Genomic DNA, 12,223 nt, shown 5'->3' on the forward strand with positions numbered 1-12,223 from the left:
TTAATTAATTAAGCAGCAAGTGCCAGGTTATCGTTGGCAACTTTGTTTTTGCAGGCGATTACGGGTGCCCACACCCCGACATGCCTCCCATGCCGCAATCGATCCCGTCGAAACCGTGACGCCCCCATCTGCCGGGAACTCATTGGCCGGTTATTGAGCCAACCGTTCCTCGGGGTGCGAGCCGGGCCAACTGGCTCGTGCTGCATCTCTTATTTTACGCCAATTCCGATGTGAGGGCCGCGTCCGCAGTGATACCGGTGGCAAGTAGCCCAAAGCAAAAGGGTTCAAGGGGAGGTCGAAGTGGTCCAGCAAGTGGTGCGTCTGACCGTCAACCTGACGATAAACGAAGGGCAAACCGAAACGTTCAAGAGCATTGCGAAGTCAATGACGGAAGGCTCGAAATCCGAGCCCGGCACGCTCGGCTATGAGTGGTTCGCAAAAGGGGACGGCAAACACTTCACGCTTCTCGAAACCTATGCGGATGCCGCAGCTATCGAGGCCCACTTCACGGGTCCGGTGGTCCAGGAATGGGTTCCCAAATTGGCGGCAGTTTGCGCCGTGGATGCGTTCGAGATCTATGGCGATCCAGGGCCGAAAGTTGCCGCAATGGCAGCCGGATTTGGGGCGGTCATTTCCCAATACTGGGTGGGGATTGAGCGTTGAGGGAGCGCTGAGAACGCTGAGGATTCAATCGCGTTGCGCGATCAGGAGGGCGGAACTGGTTACCGCCCTTGAAGTTCTGCCTACTGCTTTTCGAGGTCGATCTGCTCGTAGGCGTGCTGGGCGATGCCGGCGCGGATCTGGGCTGGCGTCTTGCCGGCCTTGATCATGGCGTAGGCGTAGAAGGCCTCCTGCGCGCAGGTGGAGCACTCCGTGCCGTGATAGCCCTCGTAGCAGCTTCGCAGGCTGGTGTGGCCGAGAGCACGGTCGCACCGGCAGTTGCAGGGGAGCTGGTAGAGCACGTTGCCGATCTTCGCAGCCTGCTGGTAGACGTGGACCTGCCAGGGGTAACGGAAGTTCTCACCCGTCAGCTTCGCACCCGACAGGATCGGCGGGAGCGCCGAGACTTTGAGCGGCGCGGATGGGTGATAAGCGGGAACCTCTTCCGCGGGATTGGACCACTGCGCATAGCTGCCAGCGGTGATGGCGAAGACTGCAAATCCGAGGATAAAGCGGCGATTGGCAATGATCATTGGCAGGTGCTCTCCTGGCTATTTTAGACGAAGCGAGGAATGAAAGTGCGGCCGGAAGGGATGGGAGTACAGAAGAAACCCCGTGCAGCGCCATCTTCAGATGTTTCAGGCCGGCACTGCGCGTGCGCCAATCGATCTCATTCGTCCGATCTTGCGTTGCATATGCGGGAACTTCACCTGCGTCGTCGCAGGATCTAAGATGACTGAGGAAATTGACAGTTGCGTCGCTCATGCGGATGGTTATGATCGAATCTCCCTCGGCTAGACGCGGCGTAGCGAGTACTCCGGGCGCGCGCAGCAGAGCGCGAAGAGCGGCCAGGCGAGGTAAACGCGGGATTCGGCTACCGCAACCAGTTGCTGGAGGAACCGGGTACAGATCCGCATTTATGAGTCTTTGGATTTGGCGCAAAAAAAGACGGCACGAACGTTTTGCTGTTCGTGCCGGGAGGCCAGTGACGCAAACTACTTCCGACTCTGGTGCGGTCCCGAAGGCCGCTCTCCATCACCGGAATATCTACACGATACTATAGATTCACCTCGAAGCAAATACAAAAACTTAGATTTTCCCGCTATGCGGGATAGAAGACGTCCAGAAGTAATTGTCATCGGGAGCGGGTATCCGGGGTTCATGTGCAGGGAAGGGGAGAGTTCGAATCTCAGAGTGGTTAAGGAATGACAAACGACTTAAAATCATCGAGTTCAGTCGATCCGGGGGTCGCAGAGAACGCCCCTAGAAAAGCTTTGGAAAACAGGAGCTGGCTTAAGGTCGGCACCATTGCAGCCGCCTCGGCCGTCCTTGGGGGTCTAGCCGCAGCATGGTTTTACCGGAAGACGCTGACGCAGTTGCGTGAAGCAGAAAATGAGATTTCGGATTCTGAATCCAGATCTATTGAGAACGGGACGGGGGAGGATTTCTGAGCCCGGATCCGTTCTGGTTGGCTGCTCCCTGTCCCGTAGATAATTCTTTCTCCAGAATTTCGCACAAAATGTGACCCGCGAGGATATGGGCTTCCTGGATGCGCGGCGTGTCTGCCGAGGGGACTTCAAAAAGAAAATCAGCCGCCGTATTGATCTTGCCTCCACCCTTGCCGGTAAATGCCACGGTAACGGCGCCGATCTTTCGGGCGGCCTCGAGGGCGAGGAAGACGTTTCGGCTGTTGCCGGAGGTTGAGATGGCGACCACGACGTCGCCTTTGCGCGCGAGAGTCTCGACCTGGCGCTGAAAAATGTGCTCGTAGCCATAGTTGTTGCTGGCGGCCGTAAGGATCGAAGTATCAGTGGAGAGCGCGATTGACGGGATTCCGGCACGATCGAGGCGGAAGCGGACAACCAGCTGGCCATTGAGATGCTGCGCGTCCGCGGCGCTGCCGCCGTTGCCGCACCACAGGATTTTTCCGCCCATGCGGATGGCGAGAACCATCTCGGAGGCGATCTGATCAAGGACGCGCTGCTGGTCTTTGAGGGCCTGGATGATCTGGATGTGTTCGGCAAGCGCCGCCTGGAAGATTGCGGCTCGGTCGGTGGTGGTTTCGGGCATGGAGGCTTCCTGGAGGGGATGGGCTGGGTCAAAGCCCGCGCCCCGTGGGGGACGCTCCAGCATATTACTCCAGCGAGTGATGGTTTGAGGATTGGAAACTGCATTGACCGAAAAAGTCGATCGGCGGTTCCAAATCACTGAAACCGCCGATTGAGTTTGGCGTTCTTCTGGCTCGATTTCCTTGGGCCTTAGTGGCTCATCATGAATTGGAGCTGGCCGATGTAGACGCCGTACGGGCCGAGTTTTATAGCCTTCAGCGAATCCGGGTTGGTGGCACCTGGTGTCTTCAAAAGTGTGTTAAGAGTGCCGTCAGGCAGGCCGGCGCCGACCAGGTTCACGGTTTGCGGTTCGGCGGTGAAGTTGAGCGTCACCACCACCGGGGGCACTCCGGGGGCTTCGCGTTTCCAACTCAGCACCTTGGTATTCGCGGTATCGATCATGGTGTCGGCGCCTTCGGAAAAGGCTGTATTGGTCTTTTTGAGCCGGATCAGCTCTTGATACCAGGTCAAGAGCGAATTCGGGTCTCCTTTTTCCGTCTGCACATTGATGGTTGAGGCGTTGGGTGGCACCGGCAGCCAGGGCTTGGCGGTGGGGCCGTCGAAGCCGGCATTCGGACCAGGCGTCCATTGCATGGGAGTGCGCTCGCCGTCCCGGCCTTTGAACGTTGGCCAGAAACGCAGGCCGACCGGATCCTTAACATCTTCTTTGCTCGCGGGCGGTGTTGTCTTCATGCCAATCTCGTCCCCGTAATAGAAGAGGGCGGCATCTCTGCTGGCGAACAGAACGGTGCTGATTACGCGTTCAATATCTGTATCGTGCACCCCATCGCCGTAGCGCGCATCAAGGCGCGGGTTGTCGTGATTGTCGAAGACCAGCAACGGCACGTTATCGCCAAGATCGACCTCTGCATTCTCGATCTTCGAGCGGAACGCGGAGACATCGAGTTTGTTGATGAAGCCGATCTGCGTATCCATGGGCAGCTGGAATTCTGGATGTTCGGGTGTTCCATACTGTTTCAGCAGTTCGGCAATGTTGGGCAGGTAGGTTTCGCCAATGAATACGCGCGTGCCGGGGAACTTGTCGGTTGAGAACTTGTCTGCTTCCTGACGCATCTCGGCCATGACGGTGTGCACCCCGGGAAGATTGTTTGTCATGGTGTCATCGAGCTCCGGTTCGCCTTCTCTCATGATGGGGTTACCGTTCTTGTCCTTCTTTACCGCTTCGTCTCTCATCTGGGGATCTTCGAAGAGGGTCGTAATGGCGTCGAAACGGAAGCCGGCAACACCTTTTTTGAGCCAGAAGGCGATGATGTCCTTGAAGGCCTGGTGGACCTTGGGGTTGTTCCAGTTCAGGTCAGGCTGCTGGGCGTAGAACTTGTGATAGTAGTACTGGCGAGTCTTGTCGTCCCACTGCCATGCGGAACCGCCAAACGCCGATTGCCAGTTGTTGGGAGGCTCGCCGGGGCTGGTTGCAGTTTCGCCCTTACCGTCCTGCCACACGTACCAGTCGCGGTAGGGGTTGTTTTTGGACGATTCCGACTGGAGGAACCACTTGTGCTTGTCGGAGGTATGATTCATCACCATGTCCAGGAGCACGCGGATTTGGCGCTTGTTGGCCTCGGCGATGAGATGGTCGAAGTCGGCCATGGTGCCGTATTTGGGATCGATGGCTTCGTAATCGGAGATGTCGTACCCGAAGTCGACCTGCGGCGATGGGAAGCAGGGCGTAAGCCAGATGGCATCGACTCCAAGGTCCTTCAGATAGTCGAGATGGGCCGTGATGCCTTTCAAGTCCCCGATGCCGTCGTTGTTTGAGTCTGCGAAGCTGCGCGGATAGATCTCATAAAAGACGGCGTTGCGCCACCAGCTCTTCTCGTCGGTAGCACTTGGTGTTGACTTGGTCTGAGCTCCGGCTTTGGGTACTGTCATGCCCAGCATGAGAGCGGCTGCGATGATGATTGCGAATTTTTTGGTCCAGTACATTGCGGTCTCCTTGTCCCTGGAGTGGCCCCACGCCTCGACTGCGAAGCCAGACACACTCCGTTCCGATGCTCATGAATTGGCAGCGGTGTGAACAGGGCAAAACTAACACAATGAGCGGGGGTTCGGGGAGTTGAAAGTAGAGACGGGGAGGACGCTCAATTGGCGGAAGGCGGTTCGAAGTGGTCAACCACTACCGTCTCAATTGGCTCTTTTGCCGACAAGAGTTTGAGACCGAGTTGCTCATGTATCAGGGTGAGAAGCGATGGTCCGCTCGGGTCAAGGAGTGCGCTGGCGGCAGATCTTACGGTGATGTCGTAGACGCCGGGAATACCGGTGCGATCGATTACGGGCAAATCGATTCCTCGAATTTCAGTCAGCTGCTGGGAAAATTCGCCGAGAGACACGTTTCGGAAGACAAAGTTCCCGTCAACGACGCGTGGAAACGATTCTCTTGGATATCCAGGAGGAAGGGTGGCTGACATGTCTTTGGGCAATCTCGGCCCGCCTTTGGCAACCACCAGCTCATAGACCGAGGTCTTCTTCTGCTCGCGGTGAAGTTGAAGTTTGAATCTTTTGGCGAGGAGACCCTGAAGCATCAGCCTGAGCGTGCCGTCCGTCACGCGATCGCCCGCTCTTGCGCTGAGATCGTAGCGCAGTCCCTCGAGGGAACTCGGGCCTCTGAGTTGATAATGCTGCAGCTTATAGGCCCACTGGATCATCTCGCTCAGATCGATACTCCGCATGGTGAGGCCGTCGGGAGCGGTCTCGATCTGCGAACGTGAGCCACCCTCACTGCCGGACTCTCCGCCTTGCACTGGCCTTATGGACGCCACTTCAAAGGAAGGCGGCCTCGGATTCTGCGACTTCGCAGGGCCAATGAATAGCGCCGGAAGTATGCACGCAATGAGGAATACACGAACGAAACCGGTCACGGCGATTAAACGCATGGGGATTGCGCCACCATCGGCCAAATATTAACTCATATTGCGATCAGGTCAGTGGCCAATTTCGAAAACGCCATGAGGGCGGAGCGCTGCTCATGGCGCGCTCCGCACGGTTGGAGGATAAAAGCTATTGAACCTTTGCGACAAACGCGCCGAAGGGTTCCAACTGGATGCGGGCGAAGCCATCGGATCTGAAGTTCGGCGAGTAGTACAGCGGCACCAGCTTCGAGCCTTGAATGCCCTGGCTCTCGAGTGCCAGGCTGATCTTCTGAGGTTTGGCGCTCATGTTCAAGGCGACCACTACCGTCTCATCACCACTCTTACGCACGTAGGCGAAGACGTCGGGGTCATCGTTGTTGATGCTCACTTGCGACCCGTCACGCAACGCGGACTCGTTCTTCCTGAGGGCCAGCAGGAGCTTGTACGTACTGAAGATCGAGTCGGGATCCTTTTTCTCGGCTTCGACGTTGTACTTAGAAGCGCTGGGCGGAATGGGCAACCACGGCTTGCTCGCCGTGGTGAATCCGGCCTCGGATGAGCTGTCCCACTGCATGGGGGTGCGTTCGCCGTCGCGGCCTTTTTCCTTGGGCCAGCCGAGCTTGCCGATGGGGTCATGGACATCTTCAATGCGCGCAGGATCGGTAGTGCGCATGCCGAGTTCTTCGCCGTAATACATCTGCGGAGTGCCGCGCGTGGTCAGTTCCAGAACCGCCATCAATTTGGCGATCTGGTCGTTGTGCACGCCGTCGCCATAGCGATCCCACTGGCGCGGTTGATCGTGATTCGAGAAGAAGTATTCGGGCTGGCCGTGCGCGGAGTTGTTTTCAATCTGGTTGAAAAGCTCGCGAAAGCGCGGCGCAGAGAGCTGGTTGACGTCGGCGATCTGGAAGTCCATTGGAAGCTGCACTTCGTCACCGTTGCCGTACATCTTTGCCAGCGCCTGAACGTTTGGTTCGTCGGCTTCGGTCACAAGCACAGGGTCGCCGGGATACTTGTCGACAACGCTGCGGACTTCCTTGAGCACGTCGTGCACCTGAGGTAGATCGTCGGTGTACTTGTGCTGGATGTTGCGATCGCCGTATGCATTATGGCCGGGAAGGTAGGGATCGTCGCGCATCTGGGGATCTTCGTAGAGGCGCGAGACGGCGTCGATACGGAATCCAGCCACGCCGCGCTTCATCCAGAAGTCGAGCACTCCATCCATGGCAGCGTGGACTTCAGGATTTCGCCAGTTCAGGTCGGGCTGCTGCACATAGAAGTAGTGATAGTAGTACTGGCGCGTCTTTTCATCCCACTGCCACGCGGAATGACCAAACCACGACTGCCAGTTGTTGGGTGGCTGCCCTTTGTCCGTCGCGGTTTCGCCTTTTCCATCGCGCCAGACGTACCAGTCGCGCTTGGGATTGTCGCGCGATGAGCGGGACTCGAGGAACCACTTGTGCTGGTCAGAGGTGTGGTTGATGACGTAATCCATGATCACGCGGATGTTGCGCTTCTTTGCCTCGGCAACGAGGTTGTCGAAGTCGGTCATGCTGCCGTAGAGCGGATCGATGGCAGTGTAGTCGGAGATGTCGTAGCCGTAGTCGATGCCGGGCGAGGGATACATCGGCGTAATCCAGATGGCGTCGATGCCGAGGTCGTGCAGGTAGTCGAGCCGCGAAGTGATGCCCTTGAGGTCGCCGACGCCGTCGCCGTTGGAGTCTTGAAAGCTGCGCGGGTAGATCTCGTAGATCACGGCGTGACGCCACCATTCAGAGCCGGTGGGTTGGTCTTTTTCGGCCTGGGCGATTGAGGTCGGTGCAGACTTTTGTGCGGATGCGGTGGGTGCTGGCGCTCCGATGGACAAACCAAGAGCGCATATTGCGGTAGCGGCTAAAACAGATTTGATCCAGTGCATTGCGGGTCCTTTGTGAGCGTCTGCTGCTCGTAAATTCGGCAGTAGTGTGAACACGCCAAAGTATCACAGAGGGGCTATCGATAGGTGAGAGGATATGACCTTCAATCGACTGAAGGTTCTTCGCAGGATCGCGTCACACGCTGAGAGGGTTACCCATGAACCATGTACGGAGCGTCTCGGCCCTTTCCAGCGTGTAGGGAAACGATACAAGCAGAAATCGAACCGAGTCTGCAGATACGGAAGCATTCATCGGATGCACAGCATCATTTCGCTGTACTCGTACCGCCTCATAGATCGACATCAAGTGCGTCGTCGAACCCTCTCCGACTGAATATGGCAAAGTCTTCGCTTTCGAGGCATTGTCTATTGACTCCCTAACAAATTCAAAGAGAGCAAACAGTCGACGCTTGTCGAGGAGATCCTGCAATTTCTCTCTATTTTTTACCGCTTTGATTGCACCGAGCATGGAATCGGCAAGCGCGTAAAGAGCTTTTTCTGAAGCAGCGCCCAACATGACGGCCGCAGCAAAGTGAGCTTGCCGCTCAAAGGCCGTCACAGCCTCCGCAACATACTGTTCAATTACGGAATCGAGCTGGGGCATCCGGGCGCGCAGAAACTGCAGGTAACCCACCGCATCCTCTGGCACCGGGTCCGCCCCTGCAATCCACTGTTGACCGCGTTCCGTCCATCGGTACCATTGTGAGCTTGGCTGGTTAATGAAATCTCCCGTCGGTTTCTCAACCGCATAGCCGTTCCTTATGAGATGGAAGAAGGCTTCCACCGCCAACTCCTGCAGTCGATAAGGTGACTGTTGGTATTGGAAGACCTGCCCGCTACTCATTTGCAGGGGCGGAGTTCTGCTGATCTGAGGAACCCGAGCGTTTTCCATTTCCGTCCAGAGGCGTTGGACAAATACCTGGTAGCCAAGGTCCCCTGGCTGAGAATGAAAAGACGCCCTGGCGAGAGATAGCATCCACGAAAGGGTGTAATGCTCGGTCATATTGGTTCTTTCATACACGATAGTGAAAGCAGCGCCGCCGTATGGTCGTCTAGGCCTTCGTTCGGCACCAGCATTGACTCGATCAATGGGCCAACCTTGAGCCGAATCCCGCTCGAATCCCGCGACTTGCCGTCAACGCGACATAACGGTTGAATTCTGCGCGATCAGCATTGACTCGAGAATCTGGTCGGAGACTTCTTTCACCGCTGCGGGCGAGTGCGCCAGGAAGAGGGTGTTGGTCTTGTCGCTTTCGCCAATGGACTTGAGCGTATCGAAGTATTGCGTGACCAGCACCAGCTGCATCACGTCCTTCGGCGTTGCGCCTTCCACGGCCTTCTGAAACTGCTCGATGGAGTTCTGCAGGCCTTCGACGATTGCCTTGCGCTGGTTGGCGATTCCCTGCCCTTGCAACGCCTTGCTTTCGGCTTCGGCCTCGGCTTTCTTGACGACCAGGATCTTGTCGGCCTCGCCGCGCGCGGTGGCTGCAACCTGCTCGCGCTGGGCGGCGTTGATATCGTTCATCGCCGATTTGACCTTGGCGTCGGGAACAATGTCCGTCACCAGCACGTTGACGATCTCGTAGCCGAACGCGGCCATATCGGAGTCGAGTTCCTGCTTGACGGCGGCGGCGATGCTGGATTGCGATGCAAAAACTTCATCGAGCGTCATGCCGGGAACGTGGCCGAGAATCACCTGCTCGACATAGGACTTGATCTGCGCAACTGGATCAGAGAGCTTGTAGAACGCGTCGTACACGCGCTCCGGGCGCACGCGATTCTGCACCGAGATGGGAATGGTCACGAAGACGTTGTCCTTGGTTTTCGTCTCCATGGTCAGGGTGATCTGATTGACGCGAAGACTTACGATGCCGGCAACCGTATCGAGATAAGGCGCCTTCCAGTTGAGCCCTGCTTCGGCGACACGGAGGAATTTGCCGAAGCGGGTGAGCACGGCAACTTCAGCAGTACTGACGGTGAAAAAGCTGCCCAGAATGAGCGAGAGAACAATGATCGCAAGAACGGCGAGCAGGATCAGAAAGACCACGTCCATAGGAGCCTCCGCAAAGCTGACCGTGAAATATGCGAAGAATTATACAGACGAAGTGCAAGCTCTCGATTGAAGACTCGGTATTCCACGAGCGAATGAAGTGCGACTTTGAAGCTATTGTGTATCGGGGCGCTGGGGATGAGTGCTCCAGTTGTTCGCGGAATTGTAGCCGAACTGCGGCTTCTCGCGCGTGCCGGCGATGTAGATGGGAATCTCGGCGCCGGCTCCATCTTTTTTGAAGAAGCGATCGGCCGGTTTGAGCAGGAGGCCTTTCCAGCCTCCGACCATTTGCGAGACGGTCGCCTGCATCTTCGCCGTTCCGGTGAAATCGAGGAGTCCGCCTTGCGTGTGATAAGTGCCGTGCAGATGAATGTCTGCACCCGGAACCGCGTACAGCACAGACGGCAGTGTCAGCACTCCGCCGTCCAGGGCGAAATCGCCTTCAACATGCGATTTGATTTTCTCGTCTTCGGCGGACTTCAACTGGTCGAGCTTCCCCTGCCCGCGCAAACTCAATTCGCGGATCCGCTTCTGGACCTGGAGGCTGGTGAACTCGGCTTCATCCAGCACGAAATGTCCTTTGATCGCGATGCGCTGGCTTACCGGAACCTTCCCGGGTGGGATGTGAAGTTGCGCCTGCACCCCGATGCTGCCGTCGAGAATGGGGTTTGGCGAATCGGTGGCGAGGCGTAGAAAGTCCTCGATTCGCGCGCGGTCCACATTTACGTTCAGCGCAATATCGTGGCCGATGCTGTGCAGCTTTCCATCGTCGCCGGTCTTCAGAACGCGCACAATCTGGCCCCTCGCTGTGAAGTGGGAACTCGCCAGGGTGGCATCGACGGGCTCGAGCCAGGTATCGCCGTTCGTTCCATCGACCCGCGCATGAAAGTTGGTATGAAGCGGCATGGTGTGTCCGAAGTGCGAGAGTTGGAACTCGGGAGTGTCGGTTTGCCCGTCAACGGTCAGATCGCGCAACGATCCCTCGTACCGGCCGGTCGAATTGAGGATGCCGGCAATGCCGGTAAAGACCGACAGATCGGCGTTGCTGAAGGTGTAGTCGCCGTGAAGCGGCGTGCTCCCGGGGTCCGCTACGATCCACGGGCCAAAGCTGCCGGTGGTCTGGATCGCGCCCGGTGGCTTGGGGTTTTCAACCTCCGCATCGAAGACCATGGGTGCACCCGAGCGGACGCCCTTGAGCCGGAATTGGCGAATGAGAAATTCGAGCGGCAATTTGTTGGGCTTGTCGGTTTCGAGGCTGAAGCGCGCGTCAGTACACTCAACATTGTCGATCTCGACGCTGACATTCAAAGTTTTCGACGGCTGGGTGGCGTTCCCCGGTTGGGCTTCGCGGGCCATGTGTGAGCGCGGAGGAAAGCGGATGTCGAGGCCCTTGAGGCGAATCTGCGTGATGTGGACCGGCTGCCCTGACGGATAACGAAGCGGCGCGTGAAAGTGAAACTCGTCGAGCCGGATCAGAGGCTGGACCGGCGGATTGGGTTCAGGAACATGAACTCCCTCCACATTCGCTGGAGGCCAGATGCGCAGGCCTTTCCCCTCGCCCCAGACGCCCCACTCGCCGCGCAGGGTATTGCCCAGCTTGAGATGAAAGCTGTCGAGCTCCACGCGCGCGTGAAAGCGATCAGACAAGGCCTGGACAACCTGCTGGCGTACGAACGGCTCAGCCCGGTGTGCCGCAATGTCAACCAGGACGCCGGCGGTCACCATGAGCGCAAGAATCACTCCGCCCGCCCAGAACGGCCAGCGGGGTAGGCGTCTACGTGGCTTCTCGGCGTCAGTTAGCTCCATCTTGCGTTGGATGCCTTTCGTTCGAAGTATGCACCCATTTTCTGATTAGACGGGCAATGAACTAAACTGCTTGGCAACGATGCTTGCGAATATTGAGAACCTGGTTAAGCTGCAAACCGTAGAACTGGAACGGAGTCGCCTGGCGCAAATGGCCAAGGCGCTGCCCGCCCAAATCAACCAGGCCGAGTCCGCTTTGGCGGCGATGCAGGCAAAGACAGCTGCCGCATCTGACGCGCTAAGCCGTGAGGACTCGCTGCGCACGAAGATCGAGCGCGAGGTTGCAGCACACCGGCAAAAGGCCGACCGCTACAAGGCACAGCAGGACAGCGTCACCACCCCGGCACAGGCCACGGCCATAGAGCACGAGGTGCAGTTTGCGCAGTCGGAGATTGATCGCCTGGATAATGAAGAATTTGCCAGTTTGGAGCGCACCGAAACACTGGAAGGTACGCTCGCTGCGGCCCGGGCACAAGTGGAGGAACTGGCGTCTGCCCTGGACAAGACGAAGGAACGCGTGGCAGCCAGCCAGAGTGAACTTGCCCAGCAACAGGCCGCACTTGGTACTGAACGCGAGGCGCTGCGCACTGAGATTCCCCCCGAGTTGCTGACGCGCTTCGATCGCATCGCCTCGCAACGCGGCACAGGAATTGCCCGCGTGGAAAATCAGCAGTGCATGGGCTGCCGCATGGGAGTGCGCCCGCAGATGTGGAACCAGCTTCGCGAGGGCGAGTTGCTGAACTGCGACAGCTGCGGACGGCTGCTGTATTGGGACCCCGCGATGGCGCCGGTGCCCAAGACGCCGCAACCCGAGCCCGCG

At 57.7% G+C, this 12,223-nt stretch carries 10 protein-coding genes and 1 other RNA gene; 2 read left to right on the forward strand and 9 right to left on the reverse strand.

The genetic code is table 11. From position 1 onward, the window contains the following. Positions 1-126, reverse strand: a transfer-messenger RNA (tmRNA) gene (gene ssrA / locus WA354_RS01570); the annotation flags it as partial. A gap of 174 nt (positions 127-300) precedes the next feature. Here ssrA and WA354_RS01575 point away from each other — a divergent pair. Next, positions 301-663, forward strand: a complete 363-nt coding sequence (locus WA354_RS01575) for a putative quinol monooxygenase (protein ID WP_472811254.1) — start codon at positions 301-303, stop codon at positions 661-663. A gap of 80 nt (positions 664-743) precedes the next feature. Here the strand turns inward: WA354_RS01575 and WA354_RS01580 are convergent, their stop codons facing one another. From WA354_RS01580 to WA354_RS01615, 8 genes are all read right to left on the reverse strand, one after another. After that, a complete protein-coding gene (locus WA354_RS01580) occupies positions 744-1,193 on the reverse strand; it encodes a CYCXC family (seleno)protein (RefSeq protein WP_472811255.1) in 450 nt (149 codons plus the stop codon). Positions 1,194-2,079: 886 nt separating this feature from the next. Beyond that, complete coding sequence (locus tag WA354_RS01585; protein WP_472811256.1) at positions 2,080-2,730, reverse strand: D-sedoheptulose 7-phosphate isomerase; 651 nt, start codon at positions 2,728-2,730, stop codon at positions 2,080-2,082. A gap of 188 nt (positions 2,731-2,918) precedes the next feature. Continuing rightward, on the reverse strand, positions 2,919-4,712 hold the full coding sequence (locus WA354_RS01590) for an alpha-glucosidase (RefSeq protein WP_472811257.1): 1,794 nt from the start codon (positions 4,710-4,712) through the stop codon (positions 2,919-2,921). Positions 4,713-4,867: 155 nt separating this feature from the next. After that, a complete protein-coding gene (locus WA354_RS01595) occupies positions 4,868-5,659 on the reverse strand; it encodes a TIGR03435 family protein (RefSeq protein ID WP_472811258.1) in 792 nt (263 codons plus the stop codon). A gap of 124 nt (positions 5,660-5,783) precedes the next feature. Beyond that, entirely contained in the window at positions 5,784-7,553 is a 1,770-nt protein-coding gene (locus WA354_RS01600) for a glycoside hydrolase family 13 protein (protein WP_472811259.1), read from the reverse strand. Between the two features lie 133 nt (positions 7,554-7,686). After that, complete coding sequence (locus WA354_RS01605; RefSeq protein WP_472811260.1) at positions 7,687-8,553, reverse strand: hypothetical protein; 867 nt, start codon at positions 8,551-8,553, stop codon at positions 7,687-7,689. 132 nt (positions 8,554-8,685) lie between these two features. Then, positions 8,686-9,603 carry an SPFH domain-containing protein gene (locus WA354_RS01610; RefSeq protein ID WP_472811261.1) on the reverse strand — a complete coding sequence of 306 codons (918 nt, stop codon included), beginning with the start codon at positions 9,601-9,603 and terminating at the stop codon, positions 8,686-8,688. 111 nt (positions 9,604-9,714) lie between these two features. Next, complete coding sequence (locus WA354_RS01615) at positions 9,715-11,340, reverse strand: AsmA family protein (protein WP_472811262.1); 1,626 nt, start codon at positions 11,338-11,340, stop codon at positions 9,715-9,717. A gap of 145 nt (positions 11,341-11,485) precedes the next feature. Between WA354_RS01615 and WA354_RS01620 the strand changes: the two genes are divergently transcribed. Beyond that, positions 11,486-12,223, forward strand: a 738-nt coding sequence (locus WA354_RS01620) for a zinc ribbon domain-containing protein (protein ID WP_472811263.1), incomplete at its 3' end; no start/stop codon positions are given.

This window comes from Occallatibacter sp. (genome assembly GCF_049802275.1).
Classification (GTDB): domain Bacteria; phylum Acidobacteriota; class Terriglobia; order Terriglobales; family Acidobacteriaceae; genus Telmatobacter.